Raw genomic sequence first — 22,863 nt, 5'->3', positions numbered from 1 at the left:
GGGGCGCCGGCCCGGCGCCGTACGGCGTCGCCGCGCGGCGCGCCGGGACGCCCGGCGGCCTGCTCGCTCTGGTCACTCACAGTGCGTCATTGTTCTAGCTTTGCGCGCCTTGCGCTACCGGCCCGGCGATCCCGTCGGTGGACACGCCCGATCCATCGGTGAACGGGACAAACGACCACAATTCGAACAGATCATCGATACACTGGAGGGCCGTGTACGTGCCTCCAGGATGGCCGCCCGAGGTCCGGCCGCCCGGCGCCCCCGACTGGGAGCTGTCGGCGGTGGACTGGCTCCTCGACGCCGTGCCACCCGACTACCGCGCGTACGGCGTGCTGCGCCGCTACCCGCTCGCGCTCGCGCGGATGGCCCGCTACCACGTGCACTCGGCGATCGAGGCCGCCCGCACCGGCTACCGCCGGGCCGCCGTCGATTTGAAGGACCACCTGCCGCCGCACGCGATCGACGCGGTGCACGACGTCTACCGCCGCGAGGGCCCGCGGCTCGTCCGTCTCGCCAAGGCGATCGAGCTCGTGGAGAACGCGCTGCGCGGCGGTCCGCCGGCCCCGCGCGACCCGGTCAGCGGGCGGCGCGGGCGATGAGCGCGATGACGCCGGTCGCGCCCGCGGCGACCGCGAGCCACAGCAGGATCATCTGCACCGGGACGCCCTCCTCGCGCCCCTCGTCCGCGGCGGCCGCGGCCGTGCCCGTCGTCCCGGCCGGGCGGGTCGCCTCCGGCTGCACCGCGGTCTCGCCGCGCGACGTGGCCGTCGGCTCCGGCGTGGCCTCGGCCGCCACCTTGCTGAACACATCCTCGGGGAGCGGCACCCGGTAGACCGGGCTGTTTTTGCCCTCGCTCCCGGTGAGCAGGGCCATGCCGTCCGGGGTGTAGGCGATCGACTCGGCCTGGTCGAGCGCGGGCATCGGGATCCGGGCGATCAGCTCGCCCGGCGCGCGGTAGATCGACGCGGAGAAGTATGTGCGGATGACGAAGCTCGACCCGTCCGGCGAGTACGCCGCGTCGGTCGCCATGATCGGCGCCGGGCCGACCCGGCGCAGGATGTTGACGCGGTCGGTGCGCAGTTTGGTCGGGGCCGCGTAGATCGACCCGGAGAACTCCTTGCTCACCACGTACAGCCGCCCGGTGCCGGGGTGCACCATGATGCCCTCGGCGTTGCGCGGCCCGTCCTCGTACCGGAACCGGTAGCGGACGGCGCGCAGCGTGGCGTCGGCCATGCGCTCCGGCTCGATCACCTTGTAGACGGAGATGTCCGGCCAGGCCCCGTTGAGGTTGTCGCCGATGTCGGCGAACCACAGCACGCCCTTGCCGGTCGCGCGGTCCACCGAGGCCGCCATGCCCTCCCAGTCGCGGGCGGTGGCGTTCGCCAGCGTGAACGTCGCGCGCGTCCGCCCGTCCGCGCCGACCGCGAAGAACCGCGGCTCGTCGGAGCTGTCGTTGTGGGTGTAGTAGATGCCCTTGTGCGTCGGGGAGACGGCGAGCCCGCTCGACTCGGTGATCCGCGGGTCGGTGAAGTGGAAGAGGATCTCCTCGCCATTCCGCTCGCGCGTCCGCTGCTTCGCCCACCCGTTCGGCGGGCCGGCCTGCGCCGCGGCGCCGCCGGCCGCCCCGTCCGCGGCCCGTGCCGTACCGCCCGCGCCGTACGCCCCGGGTGCCGATAACCCCGTCCAGACGGCGATCACGCCGAGGACGGCGAGCAGGCGTACCAGGATGGCCCCCGTTCTGCACCCCATTCCGCCATAATGCCCTGCCTGACCGACATTCCGCCGCTCAGTTTCGTGCAATGGATCACCATCGCCCACCGCCGGGCGTGCGCGTCTCATCCGCAGGATGAAGGCCCCTTCTCCGTAGGGTGAGGGGCATGGAGTACGCACAGCTCGGACGCAGCGGCCTCAAGGTGAGCCGGCTCTGTCTCGGCACGATGAACTTCGGCCCGCAGACCTCGGAGGAGGACGCGCACGCCATCATGGACCGGGCCCACGAGCTCGGGATCAACTTCTTCGACACGGCCAACACGTACGGCGCCAAGCGGGGTGAGGGGGTCACCGAGCAGATCATCGGCCGCTGGTTCGCCAAGGGCGGCGGCCGCCGCGAGCGCACGGTGATCGCCACCAAGCTGTACGGCCCGATGGGCGACTGGCCGAACACCGACCGGCTGTCGGCGCTCAACATCCGGCGCGCCTGCGACGCCTCGCTCAAGCGGCTGCAGACCGACTACATCGACCTCTACCAGATGCACCACATCGACCGGAACACGCCGTTCGATGAGATCTGGGAGGCGATGGAGGTCCTGCGCACCCAGGGCAAGATCCTCTACGTCGGATCGTCGAACTTCGCCGGGTGGCACATCGCCAAGGCCCAGGAGACCGCGCGGCGGCGCAACTTCACCGGCCTGGTGTCCGAGCAGTCGCACTACAACCTGCTCACCCGCACCGTCGAGCTGGAGGTGCTGCCCGCCTGCGCCGACTACGGCATCGGCGTGATCCCGTGGAGCCGCTCGCCGGCGGCCTGCTCGGCGGCGTGCTCCGCAAGATCGAGAAGGGCCGGTCCGCCACGCCACGGATCACCGAGGAGCTGACCAAGCACCGCCCGAAGATCGAACGCTACGAGGCGTTCTGCGACGAGCTCGGCGAGCACCCGGCGAACGTCGCCCTCGCCTGGCTGCTGCGCTGGCAGGCGGTCACCGCCCCGATCATCGGCCCGCGCACGATCGACCAGCTCGACGGCGCGATCCGGGCGCTCGAGATCGAGCTCGACGAGAAGGCGCTCGCCACCCTCGACGAGATCTTCCCCGGCCCCGGCGGCCCCGCCCCCGAGGCGTACGCCTGGTAGGCCACACCGGCGGAGTCCGGAGGTGCGGCGCGGCCGGCCCGCGTCGGCCGTGCCGTACCCCGTCGCCGGGCCGGTGTCCGCCGCCTCCGGCTCCGGTACGGCGGCGCCCGCGTCGCCGCCCCGGAGCCGGTCGTGGCGGCCGACGGCCTCCCGCAGCGCCTGCGGGTACGGCTCGTCCCCCTGCTCGGCAAGCCGGCCGCCCGCGCACTCCCGCATTTGTTTGAGGCAGTCGCTGACGAGGAGCACGTCGCCGCCGGTCCTCGCCGACGGTGACTGTGGAGGCTCTGTCCTCGCCCTCCCCTATCGCCGCCGGCGGCTCGGCCCGGAGCCGCCGGACCGCTTCAGCGAATCGGTAGGCCGGGCTCCACTTCGACAGCGGATGTCCAATACGGCGTTCAATACGGCGTCGCGCCGTAAGCAGCCGACGGCATCGCCCGGGAATGGCGCACGAGCGCACGCCGGAACAACGGTCACGCCCTTCTCGTGCCGGAGCGGCGGCGCGCGCTCAGGAGACGAGCGCGCCGATCACCACGATGAGCACGAGCAGCGCGAGCACCGTGGGAAGCAGCCAGCGACGGGGACGGTCCACGCGATGGAGCCTAGTCGGCCCCGGCGGCGGGTCGGTCCGCCAGGTCGCCCCGGAGCGGCCACGAGGCGATCGGCTCGTACCACACCGACCGGCCCAGGTGGCTGCGCATCAGGTACACGGTGGTCGCCTCCCACCGCCGCCCGGCGAACGACTCCATCGCCGCGACCAGGCGGCTCAGGTCGGTGCGTTCCCGGCACCGGGCGAGCGTGAGGTGCGGGTGGAACCGCTTGCGGTCCGGCGCCGCCCCGGCCCGCTCCGCCCCGGCGGCGATCGACCGGGCGAGCCGGCCGAGCACCGGCCGCTCCCGCTCCTCCTCGGCGGCGCCGCGCATGCCCACCCAGAACACGCTCGCCCGCCCCGCCGACGGGAACGCGCCCGCGCCCGCGAACGCCACCTGCTGCACCGGGTGGCGGGCCGCGGCCCGCTCCAGCCGGTCCTGCAGGCCGGGGAGGAGCTCCTCGTCCACGTTGCCGAGGAACGCGAGCGTCACGTGCCACAGCTCCTCGGGCACCCAACGCAGCTCCGGCCACTTCGCCCGCGGGCCACGGACGGCCTCCTCGATCTCCGCGAGCACGTCATCGGGCGGCAGCAGGGCGACGAACAACCGCACGACGTCCTCCCCTCGGTCCTCCCCCTCACCTTGCCACGCCCCCGCGTGTCACCGTGCCCCGGACGGGCATCCCGGCCGGGTACGGCACGGCCGGCGGTGCCGTACCGCACACGACGGCCCGGCCACCCATGTTCCGGGGGCCGGGCCGCGTGCTCACGGGGCGGGCGGGCTCGCCGCGCCGGTCAGCGACGGCGGGCCTTCGCCAGGGTCTCCTGCAGGGCGAAGTACGCGGGCTTCGGGCTGAAGTCGTCGTTGAAGATCGTCGCCTCGCCCTCGTCCGGGAAGAACACGGGCACCCACGAGTACTTGTCCGTGGTCCCCCAGAGCGTGAAGGAGTTGCAGCGCTTGACGCTCAGGCACGCCTCCAGGGCGCGGCGGTAGTAGTCGGCCTGCTTCTTCAGGTGGCCCTCGCTCGCGTCACCGCCGTTGAGCGGAATGCGGACGTCGACCTCGGTGACCGCGACCTCGAACCCGGCGTCCGAGAACCGCTTGAGGTTCTTGGCCATGTCGCTCGGGAACGGGTAGTTCAGGCTCAGGTGGCCCTGGACGCCGAAGCCGTGGACCGGGACGCCCTGCTTGCGCAGCTTCTTCATGAGCTTGAGGTAGGCGTCGCTGCGCTTGTTGATGCCCTCGGCGCCGTAGTCGTTGAAGAACAGCTTCGCCTTCGGGTCGGCCTGGTGCGCCCAGCGGAACGCGTCGGCGATGATGCTCGGACCGAAGGTCTTCAGCCAGATGTTCTCCTTCGTCCGCAGCTTGCCGTTGTCGTCGAAGATCTCGTTGGCCACGTCCCACTGGTCGATCTTGCCGCGGTAGCGGCCGACGACCTTGGTGATGTGCTCCTTGAGGATGTTGCGGAGCTCCTTACGGCTGAACTTGCCCTTGGTGAGCCAGTCGGGGTTCTGGCTGTGCCAGAGCAGCGTGTGGCCGCGGACCTTCTGCCCGTTCTGCTGGGCGAACCGCACGATGGCGTCCGCGGGCCCGAACCGGTACTTGTTCCGCTCCGGGTGCACGAAGTCCCACTTCAAGTGGTTCTCGGGAGTGACCGAGTTGAAGTGCTTGGCGAGCACCCCCCGGTACTCCTCGTCGTACTTGAAGGGGTCCGGGTACTCCTGGTCCAGATGGTGGCCACCACCCGCGACGGCCACGCCGATCGCGAAGCCCTTCGGCGCCACCTTGCGGAGCGGTACCTGCTTCTGATCGTGCCCGGCCTGCGACGCCGCGCCGGCGGCCGTCCCGGACGTCGGCAGCGTACCCGCCGCCGCCGGCGCCACCCCGGAGACGAGCAGCGCGGAGGCCCCAACCGTGATGGCGATGTATCGGCCCACCCTCATTTTTGTGTCACTCCTGTGGACGGAGACGGGGAGACCCATCGGCGGTCGCCGGCAACAACCAATGGCCTTGCAGATTTCCCGGGGAAGATTACGTATCCGGTCAATGGTCGTCAAGCCCTGATCGGCGGGTCCGAAACCCACCGCCGTGAGCTGCGGATTCGCCCCGGGCGGCGAACCCGGGTCGAAGTCCGGGGAAAGCAGCCGAATTGCTTATGATGATTATTCTGATTATCCGGGCCGCACACGAATCTTAATCACTGACATTAAAAATCAGGGAACGGCGAACGTAAACAGGGCGCGTTCCGAATTTCCGGCGCCCGGCCCGCGGCGCGGCCCCCGGCGGCGCGGCGGGGCGTCCGATTGGAACGATGCCACCTTGGCGAACCCGGCCCCGGAACGGCCGACCGAAAACCCCCGGCCCGGCCGCCCCGAAGCACGGCGGAACCGGGCGCGCACGTCGCGGACCCGCCCGACCCAAGAAGATCGCGGACGACATCGGGATTACCGCGATCTTGACAGTTTTCTGACTGATCAGCCCCTTTTCGAACCGTTATCGGAACTCTTTCCAATTGCCACTCCTGACCAATGACGTCCCGATAACCTCCAAAGGCACGGGAGGAAGGCGAGGGATCATGACACGGTGGTGGGCGCAGCTGCCGACGGGCCGTGTCGTGTGCCTCGACGGAGCCGATCGGGCCGCCCTCGCCGCCGACCTGGAGGTGCTGCCCGAGGACGCGCCCGCGATCATCGCGTACTCCCTCGGCCATCCGCGCTCGCTGCCCGAGATGGTCGGCGTGGCCCTCGACACGCTGGAACGGGCGGCCGTCGACCTGTTCCCGGCCTGGCTGCCCGACGCCGCGGGCCTGACCCGCCCGGCACGCCGCGGCGGACCGGCCGCGCGAGCCGTACGGATGCTCGCGTTACGCCTCGCCGCGCGCAGCCCGCACTTCGGCCCCTTCCTCGCCGAGCTGGCCGAGACCGCGCTCTGCGACGACGGGGACGCGGCCACGAGCCGATCGTTACGCAGGTTCCCCCGCGAGGTGCGCGCCGCCGGGCTCGCCCGGGTGCTCGCGGCGAGCTACGGCCGCACGCACACCGCGATCCTCCTCGAGGTCCCCGACGGGCTCACCCCGTCCGAGGAGGAGTTACTCGTCGCCGGCGCCGAATGGCTCGCGCACGCGGGCGGCTTCGGCGTCTGGCTCACCGGCGCCCCGCTGACCGCCGTCGACCGGCTCGAGACGGTACCCGTGCTCCTCCCGTACGGCGGAGCGCACGACACCGGCGGGGCCGCCCCCTGGCCGCCCGTCGACGACGAACCCACCGTCACCTTCCCGGCCGTGGCCGGGAAACCGCACCCGGCCAGCCGGGCGGAACAGCTGCTCGAGACCGCGCTCGCCAAGTGCCCCTGGGCGACCGGCCGGGCCTGGAACCAGACCTACCAGTCCGATCCCCTCACCCCGCCGATCCGCGTCGACCTCATCTGGCGCGCCGAGCGCTGCGTGGTCGAGGTCGACGGCGACGACCACCGCCGCCCGCTCAAGTTCCGCGCCGACCGACGCCGCGACGTCCAGCTCCAGCTGGACGGCTACGCGGTCCTGCGCTTCACCGACGACCAGGTGCTCGACGACGTCCAGGCGGTGGTCCACCAGATCGGGCGCTTCATCGAGAAGCGCCGGCGTGCTCGCCATCGTGGAACGTTGGAAGGATGACATGTCCGAGACGGAACTGTCCGCAGAAGAGCTCCGGGCGCTCTTCATCCTGATGGCGGAGGCCGACGAGGTCTCCAACGTCGATCTCGCTGAGCGGTACGGCTACACGCTCACCGGCAGGCCGCGGAGGCGGCTCAACAAGCTGGGGCTGGTGGACAGCCGGAAGCAGGGGCGCGCCCTTGCGCACACGCTCACGGACCGCGGCTGGGCGCGCGCGATGGCCGAGATCGAGCGGGACGACCTCCGGCTGGGGACGGGTGCGGCCGCCGCCACCTGCCTCGCCCTGCTGCGCGGCCTGCGGCGCTACCTGAACCGCACCGGTCAGAGCCTGGCCGAGGTGTTCCAGCCCGACACGGTCGCCGACACGCCCGCCCCCGAGGACGACGCGACCGCGGCGCCCGCCCCGAGCTCCACCGCCCCGGCGGCCTCCCAGGAGCCCGCGGCCGCGATGCCGCCGTCGCCTGAGGAGGTGGAGAAGCGCATCCGCGCCGCCTACTTCGAACTCGCGGAGAGCCCGGGCCGCCACGTGCCGCTCGTCCGGCTCCGCAAGCTCCTCGCCGACCTGCCGCGCGAGGACGTCGACGCCGCGCTGATCAGGATGAACCTGCAGCCGGACGTGTTCGTGGACCCGCAGTCCAACCAGAAGGCGCTCACCCCGGAGGAGCGCGCCGCGGCCGTGCGCATCGGCGGCCAGGACAGCCATCTGATCTCCATCGAGGTGATGTGATGGCAGACCCGAGATCGATCCTCGCCGGCCTGCGGCTCGACTACACGCAGGCGCCCGACCACGTGTGGCGACGCTCGCCGTACCACGTCGACACGCTGCACCAGCGGACCGCCGACCTCGTGCTCCGCGGCATCGAAGAGGCACGGGACAGCAGCGACGCGAGCCCCATCGGCGTCGTGGTGAAGGGGCGACGCGGCACCGGAAAGACGCACTTACTCGGCTGGGCGCGCGAGCAGGTGCAGCTGCGGGACGGGTACTTCTTCCTCGTCGGCCTGCTCGACGCGCGGAGCTTCTGGGAGAGCGTCGTCGTGGCGATGCTCGACGGGCTCTGCCGGATCGGCGACGACGGCAAATCGCAGCTGGAGACCTTCCTCACCCGGCTCTCGGTCCTCGCCGAGCTGCCGTCCGACGACTGGGCGGCGATCTGCGGCAAGACGCCGATCACCCGGGAGACGCTGGACAGGTTCGTCCAGTCCGTCGCCCGCATCGACAACCTGGTGATGCGGCAGTGCCGCGACACCCTGCGCGCCCTCGTCCTCCGCGCCTCCGCGGACTTCACCGCCCAGGACATCGGCGAGGCGTACCTCACCAGCGGCATCGAGGAGACCCCGGGCGAGTGGGCGAGCTGGGGCATCCGGCAGGTGAACAAGTCACCGCAGGAGATCGTCCGGGACATCTCCCGGCTGCTCGCCCTCACCGGGCCGTCGGTGATCGCGGTCGACCAGATCGACATGCTCGTCGCCCAGTGCGGCATCAGGTCCATGCACGCGGATCAGGACTGGCGAGGGGTGCTGCTCATCGAACACGTCGCCCACGGCCTGATGTCGCTGCGCGAGCACACCCGCCGTACGTTGACGATCGTCTCCTGCCTGCCCGACACCTGGGAGCTGATCGCCACGCACGCCACCGACACCGTGCAGGACCGGTTCCAGCTCGCCACCCAGCTCGGCGTGCTGACCGACCCCGAGACCGCCCGGCTGCTGGTGGAGAAGCGGTTCGCCGCCCGGTACGAGGCACTCGACTACACCCCGCCGTACCCGACCTGGCCGGTGAAGCCGAGCGTGTTCGCCGAGGCCGTGAACCGGACCCCGCGCGACCTGCTCATCCGGATCGACGAGCACATCCGCTCGTGCCTGCTCAACGGCGAGATCCGGGAGATGGAGAGCCTCGAGGAGCGGATTCCCGAGCCGGGGCCGATCCAGCCCGACCCGGAGGAGCAGAGGCTGCGCGCCCTCGACGACCGGTTCGAGTCGCTGCGCGCGTCGGCGGACGTGAGCATGGCCACCAAGCCCGCGACCGAGGACCAGGTCATGCCGTCGCTGCTCGCGGCCGGTCTGGAGGCGTGGGTGACGGGCCTCGGCGAGGCGGGCGCGAGCTTCAGCCAGGACTCCGAGCCGAGCGCGAACCCCGCCCTGCACGCCCGGCTGCGCCGTGCCCTCGACGAGTCCACCGAGGACCAGTTCCACTGGGCGTTCCGCGCGATCTCCGCGACGAACGCCCGGGCGGTCATCACCCGCCTGCGCAAGGCGGTGGTCGAGGCCGGCCTCGCCGCGGACGTGCCGAAGCGCCGCCTCTTCATCCTCCGCAACGCCGACTGGCCGACCGGGCCGAAGACGCAGGAGGCCGTCGCCAGGTTCCTCGACGCCGGCGGCCGCGTGCTCCGCTTCACCGAGGACGACCTGCGGATCCTCACCGCGCTCCGCACGCTGATCAACGAGAACCCGCCGCACCTGGGCCAGTGGCTCGCCGCCCGCAGGCCCGCCGAGCAGGTGAGCTTCCTCCGCGAGGCGCTCGCCTCCTGGAGCGATCCAGACTCGCCCGTCCCCGGCAACCAGCTGCCGCCGCCCTCGCCCGGCAAGCCGCCCGGTGGCCTCGGCCCCAACGGCCAGAGCGCGCTCGCCAAGGTCGGCGATCTGCTCGCCGACGCCAAGCCCGGCCCGTCGAACGGTGGTGGAATCTCACCCCTGGCCCGGGGCGCGGGCGGTTTCGTCCCGGGAGACGACTGGCGGCCGAGCGGCATGGGCACCGCCCCCGCCGGCGGTACGGAACCCCGCGACGACCACGTCCCCGCCCGGTCCAAGGACGACGTCCCCCTGCCGGACCGCGACGAGAGCGCCACGGGCGGGGCAACCGGTGGGCCGACGCACCCGGCCGCGGCGCCGGTGACCGTGGGCCGGGTCATGGCCACCGATGCCGAGGTCACCGTGCCGCTGGAGGCGCTGCGCAAGCACGTGGTGATCTTCGCCGGCTCGGGCTCGGGCAAGACCGTGCTCATCCGCCGCCTCGTGGAGGAGTGCGCGCTGCGCGGCGTGTCCGCGATCGTGCTCGACCCCAACAACGACCTGGCACGGCTCGGCGACCCGTGGCCGGCCCCGCCGGAGGCGTGGGGGCCGGGCGATGAGGCGAAGGCGGCCGAGTACCTCGCCGACGTCGACGTGACGGTCTGGACCCCGGGGCGTACCGCCGGGCGGCCGCTCACGTTCCAGCCGCTGCCCGACTTCTCGAGCGTCCGCGACGACCCGGACGAGTTCCGGGAGGCGGTGGACGTCGCCGTCGAGTCGCTCGTCCCCCGGGCGAAACTCACCGGGGCCTCTCCCAAGGCCCTGCACGGCCAGGCCGTACTGCGCGAGGCGATCACGTTCTACGCCCGCCGAGGCGGCGCCGGCCTGCAGGGGCTCATCGACCTGCTCGACTCCCTGCCGGACGGGGTCAGCACCCTCGACGGCGCGGAGAAGATCGCGTCGGACATCGCGCAGACCCTCAAGGCCGCCAGGGTGAACGACCCGCTGTTCGACGGCGAGGGCACCCCCATGGACCCGGGCGTCCTGCTCACCCCGCCGCCCGGCAAGCGGGCCAGGGTCTCGGTGATCAACTTCATCGGGCTGGCCCAGGACGAGCAGCGGCAGAGCTTCGTCAACCAGCTCCAGATGTCGCTGTTCGCCTGGGTGAAGAAGCACCCCAGCGACCGCCCGCTCGGCGGCCTGCTGGTGATGGACGAGGCCCAGACGTTCGCCCCCTCCGGCGCGATGACCCCCTGCACGCGGAGCACCCTCGCCCTCGCCTCCCAGGCCCGCAAGTACGGCCTCGGCCTGGTGTTCGCCACCCAGGCCCCGAAGGGCCTGCACAACCAGATCCCCGGCAACGCCACGACCCAGTTCTACGGCCGGCTGAACGCCCCGGTGCAGATCACCGCCGCCCAGGAGATGGCCCGCGCCAAAGGCGGCACCGTCTCCGACATCGCCCGCCTCAAGGGCGGCGAGTTCTACGTCGCGACCGAGGGCCGCCCCATGGTCAAGATCCGCACCCCGCTGTGCCTCACCTACCACCCCCCGTCCCCCCTCACCGCCGAGGAGGTCATCGACCGGGCCAAGCGCCCCTGACGCCCACCGCCGCCCGGCGCCGTCGCGGGGCGCCGGGCGGCGGCCCGATCCCCAGGCACGGCCGGCGCAGCTCGCGGAGCAAGACGACGTCAGCCGGGCCGGGCGCCGGCGAAAACTCACGCATGGAATGAGAAAAACGAGGCCTCGAATCCGAACCTCGACAACGTCGTATGGCTCACCCCGCACGTGCGGGAGGGCGACGACGGCACCCTAGTCCCGTCCGTCCCTACGACGGCCCGCCCACGTTCTTGATGACGAAATCACGTTATCGAGGGCTACTGAGAACGCAGCCCACCCACTTACGTGGGGAGGCAGGACGGCCTGCCAGCACATACGCCGCCGCGACTCACCCCAACACGCATGGGGGAGGATGCCCCGGCCGGAGCAGTGGACACCCGCTGATTGCCCCCCACGCACCTGGGGAGGACATCAGTGCAGTGGACGGGACCGTGACCGTCACCGGCTCACCCCCACGTGTATTGGGAGCCCCAGCAAACCGCTGGTCTGCGGAATCGACGGCTCACCCCCACGTGCGTGGGGAGGACCGTAGCGGCCTCCAGGCCGCGCTCGGGCGCGTCGGCTCACCCCCACGTGCGTGGGGAGGACTCCCGGGCGGCCTGCGCGACGGCGTCGATGTGCGGCTCACCCCCACGTGCGTGGGGAGGACCCCCGCGTCCGCGAGCTGCTCGGTCTGACCGACGGCTCACCCCCACGTGCGTGGGGAGGACGTCACGATGAGCTGGCTCAGCTCATGCGAAGGCGGCTCACCCCCACGTGCGTGGGGAGGACATCAGCCGAGTGGGCGACGCCACCCACCTGGTCGGCTCACCCCCACGTGCGTGGGGAGGACCCTCTCTCTCGGGTTTGGGCGGGTGAGGGCGGCGGCTCACCCCCACGTGCGTGGGGAGGACCCTGACCAAGAAAGGTCTCTCCGATGAGCCACCGGCTCACCCCCACGTGCGTGGGGAGGACCAGCACGAAGGCCCGGGGCCGATGTCCCGGGCCGGCTCACCCCCACGTGCGTGGGGAGGACTGGGCGACGACGTCGGTGGGGCGCAGGCCGGCCGGCTCACCCCCACGTGCGTGGGGAGGACAGCCGTGCCGGGCCGGTGTTGCGCCGCTCCATCGGCTCACCCCCACGTGCGTGGGGAGGACCTCCCGGATCAGGAGCAGCCCGGCTCCGTACGCGGCTCACCCCCACGTGCGTGGGGAGGACGATGACGCGCGTGTTGACGCGCTGCCCGTTGAAGGCTCACCCCCACGTGCGTGGGGAGGACCGGCAGTCGGGGTTCGGGCAGTGGTAGGTCCTCGGCTCACCCCCACGTGCGTGGGGAGGACTACAGAAAGGATCGCACGATGGACGCCGTCCGCGGCTCACCCCCACGTGCGTGGGGAGGACGTCAAGTGCGGCAACTGCAAGGGCACCGGACGCGGCTCACCCCCACGTGCGTGGGGAGGACTCCGTCGCCGCCAGCGTCGCGACCAGCGGGTCCGGCTCACCCCCACGTGCGTGGGGAGGACGGTGTGCCGCTGATCCAGGTGCTGCACAACACCGGCTCACCCCCACGTGCGTGGGGAGGACGGCCGACCTGCTGTAGGTAGCGGATGTGGTCGAGGCTCACCCCCACGTGCGTGGGGAGGACTACCGGACGTTGAGCGCCGGCGTTGTGCGCGGCGGCTCACCCCCACGTGCGTGGGGAGGACACACACCGGAACCATCTGTGGTCGCCCTCATACGGCTCACCCCCACGTGCGTGGGGAGGACATCAACCTCTACCCGCCTAAGGGTGCCGCCACCGGCTCACCCCCACGTGCGTGGGGAGGACCGGCCAGGTCACCGGTGCCGACAAGAGGACGGCGGCTCACCCCCACGTGCGTGGGGAGGACGCGTCACCCTTGATCACGAGCTCGATGACGCGCGGCTCACCCCCACGTGCGTGGGGAGGACGGGGTGACGCTCTCGGGGGTGGGTGCGTCACCCGGCTCACCCCCACGTGCGTGGGGAGGACTACGTAGTCTCTCCGCCGATGCGATTGGCTACCGGCTCACCCCCACGTGCGTGGGGAGGACACGAATCAAGTGATCGGCGCGGTCCAGAGTGCAGGCTCACCCCCACGTGCGTGGGGAGGACGCAGGCCTCGACGAGGCGGCCAGGCCCACGGCCGGCTCACCCCCACGTGCGTGGGGAGGACTGCCGCGGCACCGACCACCGTGTCCGCATCTACGGCTCACCCCCACGTGCGTGGGGAGGACCCTCCCTTGCTCGCGGCCCGCGCCGCGCGGGCCGGCTCACCCCCACGTGCGTGGGGAGGACTCCTCAGGGGAGTACTGCTGGGCCTTCTTGGGCGGCTCACCCCCACGTGCGTGGGGAGGACGTCAGTCAGAGCCGTGATGCTGGAACATAGTGCGGCTCACCCCCACGTGCGTGGGGAGGACATCGACCGGGATGGACAGATCGAATGGGCCGGCGGCTCACCCCCACGTGCGTGGGGAGGACGAAAACGCTGGCCGTTTCCTCGACGTCACCGTCGGCTCACCCCCACGTGCGTGGGGAGGACACTTCCTGAACTGCGGTTTCACATTTTCACTTGAGGTTTTTCTTGATCAGATGAGGTGTCAGTTGTCTCGGCGGCGAACTTGATCAACTGGAGGCCGTCGAAGTCGACTACGTGTCGACGACGTTGACCCGACGTGCGTAGCGCGAAACCCTGCTCGTTGTCGGCCGGGTGGATGAGGACGGCCATGCCGTCGCCCACGCTCGCACTGACCGCCGACCAGAGTTCGTCGCGCACACGGGCGGATACCGTGCCCACGAAAAGCCCGGGACACGGCTCGATTAGCCAGCGTGATAACGCTCCGTTTACGTGATCTGGGACCGCCGTAGTGGAGATCACGACCATCGATGCCATCGCTCACTCCACCTGCAGGTCGAACGAGTCGTATGCGTCAAAGGAATCAACGCCATAGTTCACACCGGCGGGAAGCGGGCCGAGATGCGGATCCCAGAGGTGGACCACATCGACGCTGCGGTCGCCCGCCGTTGCGGGAGTACTCTCGGGGTCGAGCAGCGTCTGGATGTCGGCCACGATCTGCGGCAGTAACTTCAGCGCGCGGAACTCCTCCCGGAGCCGCCGCCGAGCCTCACGCTCCGGATCGGCGGATGCGTGCAACGAGAACGCGAGTGGGATGGTGACCCGGGCCTTGTACAGGTCGGCGACGTCGTAGACGAAGGACATCTGTGTGCCGTTGTGGATGAAGCCCAGTGCAGGGGAGCAGCCCAGCGCCAGCACGGCAGCGTGAACGACGCCGTACATGCAGGAGTTGGCACCCGACATGGCCTTGTTGATCGAGTCCTGGCTGTCCCACGAGTCCGGGTCGTAGTTGCGTTTGAAACGTTTGATGCCGTGCTTGGTCGCCAGCATCCGGTAGAGGGCCTTGATTCGTTGGCCCTCCAGGCCGCGAAGCTTGGCGAGGGTGGCGCCCGCGGGTGCGGTGCCGACGCCGAACCGCATCTCGTACATCCGGATCGCCACCTGGAGGCGGGTTTGGTCGTCGGCCCAGGCGCGCACCTGCTTTTCCAGCCAGTGCGTGGTGAGCGACGCCGGCATGATCCCCGCGTAGCTGCGCACCCCACCGGCGCCGACGCATACCAGCGAGGTGCCGTGCCGGGCGATCGTGGCCATCGCGGGCTGGGTGATCGAGGTGCCGGGGCCGAGCAGGATGCAGGCCAGTGCGGCGGTCGGCAGGTTCACCCGGTCCACCCCCTTGGGCGACTCGACCTGGGCGCAGACTCCCGTGTCGTCCTGCACGATGCGCACGGCCTCGGCGTACAGGAACGACAGCGAATCGGCGATCCTGGGCAGCATGGCCAGGGTGGGGGCGGCGAGTCTACGCCGCGCGGTTCCGGTCATCGCGCCCAGGCCAGGCTCAGCAGCCCGCAGCCGTAGGACTTGCCACGGCCGATCCCGGTCAGTACGGCTGCGCGCAGCGCGTCGGGGTCGGTGACCACGCCGATTCCGTCGAACCGGACCACGGCGTGTCGCACGGCGGTGCCCTTGGCGCGGATGTCCGGGCGTGGCTGCGAGGTCACCGTAGCGACGGCCAGGCCGTGCGATGCCGCCTTGGTCACCCACCACTCCTCGGCCGCGGCGCCCCGCAGCGGCTTCACCTTGCCGGCGTCCTTGCCCGCGCTCTTGCCGAGCCGCTTGGAGGGATTGGCGGCGATGCGGTAATGCACCCGCGCACCGGGCCGCAGCCGATCCAGCAGCGCTCCCAGTTCGCGTACCGCGATCTCCCCATAACCGTCCGGCAGCCGCCCGATGTCGGGCTTCACCGTGCTTTGCACCAGCAGCTGCATGCCTTGCCGGGTCTCCTCGAGGCGGAACAGCACCCCGGCCTTGGCCCTGGCGTTCTCCCCCAGGCCGTCGGGGACGAGCGACATCAACCGCTTGTGCAGCCGGTCGAGGTCGGCCAGGTCGTCGTTGACGTCCCGGCGGCGCAGGTCGGGCAGGATGCGCATCAGCCAGGCCGTCACCGCTCCTCCTCCATGTAGGCAACGAGCCGCTCCCAGAACCGCTCGCCGGTCACGAACAGCTCCTTCGGCAGCGATCGGCTGACGATGCTCACCGTCCGCGTGCGATACCGCCGGTCGTACCGGTTGAAGCTCAGCGGGACGTCGGCAACTTCGGTGACCGCGCCGGCGGCGTCCGGGTGATCCTCGACCACGAACTCCGCCTCAGGCGGTTCCTGCTCACGCAGTCGCCGCGCAACCGGCACCCGGGTGTGCAGCTCGCCCACGGGATCGGCCACGTCCGCCCGCAGCAGCAGCGGTTGGTCCGGCGGGCAGGAGCGTCGCCCCAGGTACGGGTGCCAGCGGGGGTTGCGCAGCGCCTCGGCGATCTCGGCCAGCCGATCCGTCGGGCCCTCCACGGCCACGGTGAACACGGCGTCCGCCAGATACTGGCGCCGAGTCACCATAGCGTTGGGCCCACCCGGGCGCTGGTTGCCGTCGGGCCGGGGTACGCCCTTCGGCATGCCGCCTCCGATGGTGTGGAAGTCCACCATCCGCACGCCGGGACGGTCGATCCGCACGGTGAACCGCAGCGCATCGTAACGGGCCAGAGGCGCGCCACGCGGCAGCCCTTCGGCGCAGGCCAGCAGGCCGATGAGCCCCGATCGGGTCGGGAAGCGCAGGCTGTCGCGCTGGGCGAACACGCTGTGTTCGCCCCAGGACTGCAGCGGCCCGGCCAGCCGCAGCACCAGGCCGCTCACTGCGCGGAACCTCCGTACGCGGCCGTCACGGCCCCCTCGACCAGCTCGTCGAAGGACTCCACCGGGTCCCCCAGCCCGCTCAGCGGCTTCTCGTCGATGCACGCGTAGCCGCGATACACGACGCCCTTCGTGCCCCACAGCCGCTCCAGCCGCGCGGCATGCCGGGCGAGCTGGGCCCGGGACGGCTCGGCGATGCCGTTCTCCGGGCGGACCGGCGCTTCGAACGCGGCCGCGTACGAGATCGGCCGGTCCGTACGCACCACCACGTGCACCAGATCGGGCAGTGTGTTGGCGGCCGTGGCCGTCTGCTTGCCGGTCGGCAGCGAGGAGATGAACGCACGCAAGAACTCGGAGGACAGCTCCTTGGCCATGCAAGCGTCCCCGCCCAGGTTGGCCAGCAGCCCCGCAAGGTCCACGCTGGCGTACCGATAGAACACGCCGGCGCTGAACTCCGCGCTGTTCATGTGGCCGCTGCCGACAGCGTCCTCGGGCAGGCAGTCATCCACCGCGGTGAAGAAGTCGATCTCCGGCGCCACCTCGTGCGTGGTGAACGCGTGCGCGACCTGTACCGCACCGTCCACCCCCGCCCCGGGCAGCTCGGCCAGCATCCGCCCGAACAGGTTGATGACGCCGTTGCGTTCCGACAGCAGCTCACCGACCCTGTCCACCGGCAGCACCGGCTTCGGCTTCTTCTGCCCGATGGTCGTCTCGATCGCCTCCCGATGCTCCTCGGCCAGATCGGCCAGGGCGTCGAGCGCCGCCTTGGGCAGGTACAGCAGCACCGATGTGCCGCCGTTGTCCTCCAGCTTCAGCCCTTCCTTCTTGTTGGCCGACAGCACGACCTGATTCCCCGCGGCCTGCGCCGCTTCCTCGGACCAGCCGCGGGCCCGCAGCCGCGCCGCGATCTCGGCCGGTACCCGGCGCGTCCTGACCGCCGGGTCCCCGATGGCCCGCTCGACTTCCAGCCGAATGGCGCGCTTCCAGCACTGGCTCGACACCCGGGTCCGGGTGGCCCCGCCGTACACCAGGCTCTTCGGCGAGCCCAGATCGTCGCGGTTGAGGTTCGCGAACGGCACGGTCTGCAGGGCATGCACGTCCAAGAATCGCGGGGTGGTCACCGGTCCTCGCTCTCTGAGTCGTTGTCGTCGGTCTGCTCGTGCTCGTCGTCTCTGTGGATCGCCCGGTAGTAGTCCTGTAGCCACCGCTTGGTCACGTGGTCGCGATCACGCTCCCACCGGGCCAGATCGACCAGGAGCCGCCCCCAGTCGGGGGTGACCTCCTTGGCGGCCATCTGGTGGAACAGACCGGGCAGCATCCGGTGCAGCCCGGCGACGTCCTGCCGGCACAGCAGGTGGAGCCGGGCCTCTATCGAGTCGGCGTTGAGTTTCTTGTCGCGTACGGCCTGGCCGAGTGTGCCGCCGAGGCTCACCGTTGGCCGCTGGATCGCCTTTGTCGCCGCCTTAGCGCTGTCGTCGCCGGCCCTCTCGTCGGACGACGGTTCGCTGACGCTCTCCTCCTCGTCCGGCTCCGCCGTCGTGTTCGCACTCTGTCGGTCACGTGGCTGCGCGGCGATCAGCGCGGCGACCGAGTAATAGGCCCTCTCCACCGCATGCCAGGTCCGGTCGGCGGGCAGCCACGGAGCGACCACGGCGTGTGCGAGGCGAGTGACGACGTCCTCCACGGGCCGCCCCAGACTTCGGCGCAGGGCCGCGCGCCGTCCCGGTTCCCGCACCTGCCTGCGGACATGGGCCACGTATGCGTCCGCTACCTTCAGATTCACCATCACCCGTCACCTCGGCCGGTCTTGCCACCCGGCTTGCGAGTTTTGAAGATCAGTCCGCGTTTAAGCTCGATGGCTCGCTTGGCCCGCGGCAGCATGCCCGCGCTGTCGGTCACCTCGTCATAGATCTCAAGCGCCAGCCGCAGGAACTCCTCCACCGCCCGGCCGAACTCCCGCTCGCGCACCCGCCGCCAGAAGATCCGCTCGGCGCGCGGCCAGTACCGGAACGACGCGTTCCCAGGCCATGGCCCCTCGGAGATGTCCTTGCGTTGGGGTTTGCCATCGCCGTTGGAGGGGTCGTTGATCGCAATCCAGGCCTGACGCAACGCGCCCCGGAGGTGAACCTCGACCCGCTCGGCCGCCTGCCGCATCTCGCTGACCGCCCGCGCCACTTCCGGTTCCCGCGCCAAGGCCAGCAGCGCAGGGGTCACACCTGTGACCCACTCCTTGTCCCGCGTCTGGCCGTCCTGGTCGACACCGAAGGCCCGGACACGTAGCACGGGCAGCAGCGTGCCCCGCAGATCCTCGACCGCTGCCAGCACCACGGGGCGACGCCGACGGTCGTCGCCCACGTCCTCCAGGATCAGCGAGTCGAAGTCCCGCCAGAGCGCCCGATGCGCCTCGGCCGAGAGCGGCAGGTATTCCCCGTCCTTGGTCTGGTGGTAGACGAGGTAGGGATCCCTGGCCGGGAGGTCCCGATTCCGCCACGCCCATGTAATCCAGGCATCGGTCACCGATTCCCCGTCCGGAGAACCCTCCAGCAGCACGGCGTGCTGGAACCGGCCGGTCAGAACACCCGCGATGCCGCTCGGCTTGGGCGGCACGCCCAGGGGGTCCGGTAGCTCGTCGGCCTCCCAAGGAGCGAGATCCACACCTCCCGTATCGAGCTCGCGTGCCGGAGGGATACCGGCGACGAGCGACTCGAACACGGTACGGCCGAGCGGGTGGAACGAAAGCGTCCTCCGCAGCGGCCCGGCCTTGGTGTTTCTCTCCGATACTCCGTTCACCGTCCTCGGCGTGCACTGGCCGGACGGACCGTAATAGAGCTGAATCAGCAGGTGGAACACGGCCTCGTCGGCCGGAACCGGGAGCGGGTTCCGGGCGGTCACGTGGTTGAACCACACCTGGTTGTTGCCGGCGGGACGGTAGAGGACCAGCTTGTTCACGCCCGAGCTCGTCTTGCACTGCTCCCGGAGCCGGGGATCCTGCAGCCACGGCCTGTCCTCGTCGAACAGGTCGAAGCGCCCCGCGAATTTGGCGAAGTACTTCTCCACCGCGGCCGGATCGAACCGCCCTGCGTCCAACACCTCGCCCTGCAGCTCGCCCCACTCCTCGATGGGCAGGGACGTGTCGTCCAGGCCGGTAATGCGCGCGGCCATCACCGTCAGCGCCCGCCACAGCCCGGACGCGGCAGGTGGGGGTGACGCCTCGATGTCCGTCAGCTCGTGCGCACGCAGGAATAGCTCTCGGAGGCCGATCTTCGAGCGGGTCTCGCCTTCCCGTACCGGGATCCAAGCACGGGTCAGTAAGTCGTAGGACATCGCACTCTCGCACCTAAGGACGGTCGGCGTCAGCAGACGCCAGCGGGCAGGTCCGACAATCCGAGGTCCTTGCACAGACGAACCTCGCGATCCCCGAGTAGACCCACACCCTGCTCTCCGGACAGCTCGACCACCACGATCTCGCTGAGATGCGGACTCGCGGCCCACGTGGGCGGGGTCGCCGCACCGTCGGACGCGCCACGCAGCCACGTGCCGGGGACCGGAATGCTGTGGTTCAGCACCAGCCGTACCTGGTCTTTCGTGAACCAGGTTCGGTCGCCCTTCTTGCCCTGCGGGTCCACGGGAAGCGACTCGTCACCGAGCATGAGCCGGCCGTCGGCGTCCCTCGTGCAGCAGACGATGCGCCCGGAGTCGGCCCCCAAGCGGGTGGAGTACTCCGTCACGAAGTCGTCGCCGCTCAGCTTCGACAGGTCGTCGATACCGAGCGGGGCCGGGATCGCCGCCATCTGCGCGTAGAGGTCCTTGGTCTGCTCATCCGCGAGCCGCTCCAGGTCCTCCTCGGTGATCGGGGTGTCCGCATCACCGAAAGACTCGTCGTATACCTGATCGACCAAACCCTGGACGTCGCCGGGAATGATCACCCGCCCCTCCGGCAGGCGCGCGAGCACCTCCCGGGTACGGCGAAGCAGCGCGGCGGGGTAGACGAACGGCCATGCCCGTGGCACCACCGGCTTTCCGTCGGCGTCGACGGGGTTGAGCACCACCAGCCGCATGTCCCTCGCCCACTGCGGCCGTTCGGCATCGAACTTGGCATGCCGGTGGCACCGGCCCGCCCGTTGCAGCAGCAGGGCGATCGGCGCCAGATCGCTCACGACCAGATCGAAGTCCAGATCCAGCGATTGCTCGATCACCTGCGTGGCGACCAGGATCGCCGACCGGCGGGAGCGGTCCGCGGCGTCCTTGCCGAACCAGCTCACCACCTCCTGGGTGATCTTCTCGCGCCGATGAGCCTCGAACCTCGAGTGCAGCAGCCGCAACTGCGGTGCGTCCGCCTCGGCCGGCACGACCTCGTCGAGCCACTCACGCAGGGCCAGATAGGTGAGCTGCGCTTCGGCGACGGTGTTGCAGATGACCGCCGCACAGCCCCCCTCGCGGACCAATGGGCCGAGGGCTTCCCGAAGAGCTGCGGACCGGTCGGGCCGCCCCTCGGCATCGAGAGGCACGTCCCGAGTCTCAACCCGCAAGCGCCGTTCCGGGCACCGCACCGGCACCGACGCCGCATGCTTCGGGCTGGCGTAGATCCAGCCCGGATAGACGACCTGCGGCACCTGCGGGTCGCGGATGCCCGCCCCTACGAGGTACGCCTCGGCCAACCGGCGGCCCACTCCCGCCGGGAGCGTGGCCGACAACAGCACGACCGGAACCCGCAACGCCCCCAGCCATTCCAGAAGCCGCTTGAGCAGGCCTTGCATGAACGCGTCATAGGCGTGCACCTCATCGACGATCAGGACTTTCCCGGACAGGCCGAGCATCCGGAGTACGTTGTGCCTGCCCCGCAGTACGGCCAGCAGCGCCTGGTCGATCGTGCCTACCGCGAGATTGGCCAACAGCCCGCGTTTGCTGCCCATCAACCAACGAGCCGCCATCGGATCGCTGGTCAGGACGCCGGATTCCTCGCCCTCACCCGTGTAGGCGGCGTTCAGCCAGGCCATGCTGTGGAGAAGGGTCAGGGAATCGGCCCCTTCGACCCGGCGTGAGCGGAACTCGTCCACCCGCCGCAACATCTGATCCGAGGTTGCCATGGTGGGCAGGCCGAAGAAGTAGCCCGGCATCCCCGCCGCCTCGCCCATGAGCCTGCCCGCGAATAAGGCCGCCTCGGTTTTCCCCTCCCCCATCGGCACGGTGATCAACAGCAGACCTGGATCCCCGTCGAGGAGGGCGGGCAGTCGCTCACTGAGCGATTTCTGCAGGTCATTCGGCTGGAACGGGAAGTCGTCGGTGAACCCGCCCGGCTTGAAGCCGAGCCGCCCCAGTCCGGCCTCGCGCAGCACCGCCGGGAGCACCGCCCGACTACGACTCAGGTGGCGCTTCAGACCGGAGACGTCGCCGCGTTTCGGAAGCCCTTCCCCGATTCGCTCGAGCAGGAAGGAGTCCTGGCTGACCAGCCAGTCCGCGAGGATCACCAGACCACACGCCAGCGCGGCTCCGGCGGCGGAGATCCGCTGCGGCGGCTCCGGTCGCCCCACCAGCTCATACACCGTTTCGGCGATCGCCTGACGCTGTTCCTCCCAACGCCCCTCGCCGAGAGCCGGGACCGAGCCAAGCGGGTCGGTGAACTCCCAGTGGTTGAAGGGGGCGAATGTCCCATGGTGCCCGCCGAGCAACTGAGCGACCCGGAAGGCCGGCGCCGATTTGCGGCCGGTGCGATACCCGGCACCCACTAAGGCCTGCCCCAGCCACACATGAGCGGCGAACGCATGTTTAATCGCCTCGGCATCTACGCTCGGATAGCCGTTGAGCCGCGCGAATCCATCCTCGTCCTGCTTCTGAAACCCCGCCGTGCACTTACCGATGTCATGCAACCCGGCCCAGTAGGCCAACAGGCCACGCGCCCGCCCTTCGTCCACGCCAAGCTCGGCGGCCACAACCCGCCGCAAGCCGGGGGAGATGTAGCCGTCCCACAGCGCCTCTGCCGCGGCGGCCGTGTCGAGTAGGTGGCAGATCAGCGGGTACCTGCTGCCCCGTAACCCTCGGGATTTGCCCCACAGCTCAAGATCAACATCTGGACTGTCGGCCATACCACCTGCCTCAGCTCAAGCCCAGCTACAGGCGACATGTACGTCATGTGATGGCCAATCACTCTAGACCCTGATGGCGACAATTTCATAGTTTTGCCAGACGTGTACAACGTTCACGATTATGTCAACATTCGCCGACCCAAGACCTGCTGCCCTCTCGAAAACTCGACAGCGCTCCGATAACATCGCAGGTCGCGAAGGGTCCTCCCCACGCACGTGGGGGTGAGCCGGCCGAGCGGGAACGCTGGCCGAGGCCGATCGAGTCCTCCCCACGCACGTGGGGGTGAGCCGCAGATCAAAGCCATCGTCGGCGCGCTG

The 22,863-nt window shown here is 70.4% G+C and carries 15 protein-coding genes, 1 pseudogene and 2 CRISPR repeat arrays (1 of these 18 running past the window's edge); of the genes and pseudogenes, 5 read left to right on the top strand and 11 right to left on the bottom strand.

All coding sequences use genetic code 11. The features are described from left to right. The first annotated feature begins 212 nt into the window (after nucleotides 1-212). Nucleotides 213-599 (top strand): hypothetical protein, encoded by a 387-nt coding sequence (locus tag FHX40_RS00125; RefSeq protein WP_142257697.1) that lies wholly within the window; start codon nucleotides 213-215, stop codon nucleotides 597-599. On the opposite strand, the gene FHX40_RS00120 is transcribed toward FHX40_RS00125, so the two are convergent. Then, nucleotides 577-1,749: a hypothetical protein gene (locus FHX40_RS00120; RefSeq protein ID WP_142257696.1), complete on the bottom strand. Its 1,173-nt coding sequence runs from the start codon at nucleotides 1,747-1,749 to the stop codon at nucleotides 577-579. The two genes, FHX40_RS00125 and FHX40_RS00120, sit on opposite strands and share 23 nt — an antisense overlap. Nucleotides 1,750-1,877: 128 nt before the next feature. Here FHX40_RS00120 and FHX40_RS00115 point away from each other — a divergent pair. Then, nucleotides 1,878-2,848 (top strand): annotated as a pseudogene (locus FHX40_RS00115) (aldo/keto reductase). A 599-nt stretch (nucleotides 2,849-3,447) separates the two neighbouring features. On the opposite strand, the gene thpR reads toward FHX40_RS00115, so the two are convergent. Both thpR and FHX40_RS00105 read right to left on the bottom strand, forming a co-directional pair. After that, a complete protein-coding gene (thpR, locus tag FHX40_RS00110) occupies nucleotides 3,448-4,047 on the bottom strand; it encodes an RNA 2',3'-cyclic phosphodiesterase (RefSeq protein ID WP_142257695.1) in 600 nt (199 codons plus the stop codon). Between the two features lie 182 nt (nucleotides 4,048-4,229). Next, nucleotides 4,230-5,378, bottom strand: a complete 1,149-nt coding sequence (locus FHX40_RS00105; protein ID WP_142257694.1) for an endo-1,4-beta-xylanase — start codon at nucleotides 5,376-5,378, stop codon at nucleotides 4,230-4,232. Between the two features lie 632 nt (nucleotides 5,379-6,010). Between FHX40_RS00105 and FHX40_RS00100 the strand changes: the two genes are divergently transcribed. From FHX40_RS00100 to FHX40_RS00090, 3 genes are read left to right on the top strand one after another with little or no spacing between them, the layout of a single operon-like run. Continuing rightward, nucleotides 6,011-7,087: an endonuclease domain-containing protein gene (locus FHX40_RS00100; protein WP_142257693.1), complete on the top strand. Its 1,077-nt coding sequence runs from the start codon at nucleotides 6,011-6,013 to the stop codon at nucleotides 7,085-7,087. A gap of 1 nt (nucleotide 7,088) precedes the next feature. After that, entirely contained in the window at nucleotides 7,089-7,814 is a 726-nt protein-coding gene (locus FHX40_RS00095; RefSeq protein ID WP_142257692.1) for a helix-turn-helix domain-containing protein, read from the top strand. Then, the gene (locus FHX40_RS00090) at nucleotides 7,814-11,194 is read left to right on the top strand and encodes an ATP-binding protein (protein ID WP_189136214.1); all 3,381 of its coding nucleotides are present in this window, start codon (nucleotides 7,814-7,816) and stop codon (nucleotides 11,192-11,194) included. The genes FHX40_RS00095 and FHX40_RS00090 overlap by 1 nt, the downstream gene beginning before the upstream one ends. Before the next feature lie 460 nt (nucleotides 11,195-11,654). Next, a CRISPR array of direct repeats spans nucleotides 11,655-13,752; the repeat unit is 29 nt; unit sequence CGGCTCACCCCCACGTGCGTGGGGAGGAC. A gap of 18 nt (nucleotides 13,753-13,770) precedes the next feature. Here the strand turns inward: FHX40_RS00090 and cas2e are convergent. The 8 genes from cas2e to cas3 are packed head-to-tail and all read right to left on the bottom strand — an operon-like array spanning nucleotide 13,771 to nucleotide 22,545. Beyond that, nucleotides 13,771-14,094, bottom strand: a complete 324-nt coding sequence (cas2e, locus tag FHX40_RS00085; RefSeq protein WP_229788909.1) for a type I-E CRISPR-associated endoribonuclease Cas2e — start codon at nucleotides 14,092-14,094, stop codon at nucleotides 13,771-13,773. 12 nt (nucleotides 14,095-14,106) lie between these two features. Beyond that, the gene (gene cas1e, locus FHX40_RS00080; RefSeq protein WP_142257690.1) at nucleotides 14,107-15,105 is read right to left on the bottom strand and encodes a type I-E CRISPR-associated endonuclease Cas1e; all 999 of its coding nucleotides are present in this window, start codon (nucleotides 15,103-15,105) and stop codon (nucleotides 14,107-14,109) included. Continuing rightward, on the bottom strand, nucleotides 15,102-15,728 hold the full coding sequence (gene cas6e, locus FHX40_RS00075; protein ID WP_142257689.1) for a type I-E CRISPR-associated protein Cas6/Cse3/CasE: 627 nt from the start codon (nucleotides 15,726-15,728) through the stop codon (nucleotides 15,102-15,104). Before cas6e ends, cas1e begins: the two co-directional genes overlap by 4 nt. Beyond that, a complete protein-coding gene (cas5e, locus tag FHX40_RS00070) occupies nucleotides 15,725-16,465 on the bottom strand; it encodes a type I-E CRISPR-associated protein Cas5/CasD (protein ID WP_142257688.1) in 741 nt (246 codons plus the stop codon). The genes cas6e and cas5e overlap by 4 nt, the downstream gene beginning before the upstream one ends. Then, entirely contained in the window at nucleotides 16,462-17,583 is a 1,122-nt protein-coding gene (gene cas7e, locus FHX40_RS00065) for a type I-E CRISPR-associated protein Cas7/Cse4/CasC (protein ID WP_142257687.1), read from the bottom strand. The genes cas5e and cas7e overlap by 4 nt, the downstream gene beginning before the upstream one ends. Continuing rightward, complete coding sequence (gene casB / locus FHX40_RS00060) at nucleotides 17,580-18,248, bottom strand: type I-E CRISPR-associated protein Cse2/CasB (protein ID WP_142257686.1); 669 nt, start codon at nucleotides 18,246-18,248, stop codon at nucleotides 17,580-17,582. Before casB ends, cas7e begins: the two co-directional genes overlap by 4 nt. Then, nucleotides 18,248-19,786 carry a type I-E CRISPR-associated protein Cse1/CasA gene (gene casA / locus FHX40_RS00055; protein WP_142257685.1) on the bottom strand — a complete coding sequence of 513 codons (1,539 nt, stop codon included), beginning with the start codon at nucleotides 19,784-19,786 and terminating at the stop codon, nucleotides 18,248-18,250. The genes casB and casA overlap by 1 nt, the downstream gene beginning before the upstream one ends. Before the next feature lie 29 nt (nucleotides 19,787-19,815). After that, nucleotides 19,816-22,545: a CRISPR-associated helicase Cas3' gene (gene cas3, locus FHX40_RS00050; protein WP_142257684.1), complete on the bottom strand. Its 2,730-nt coding sequence runs from the start codon at nucleotides 22,543-22,545 to the stop codon at nucleotides 19,816-19,818. Between the two features lie 201 nt (nucleotides 22,546-22,746). Further along, nucleotides 22,747-22,863: direct repeats of the CRISPR family, unit length 29 nt; unit sequence GTCCTCCCCACGCACGTGGGGGTGAGCCG; it runs 3,087 nt beyond the window's last position.

It is taken from the genome of Thermopolyspora flexuosa, assembly GCF_006716785.1.
Classification (GTDB): domain Bacteria; phylum Actinomycetota; class Actinomycetes; order Streptosporangiales; family Streptosporangiaceae; genus Thermopolyspora; species Thermopolyspora flexuosa.
The sequence above is the reverse complement of the archived record's forward strand: the minus strand, read 5'-3'. Positions and strand labels throughout refer to the sequence as shown.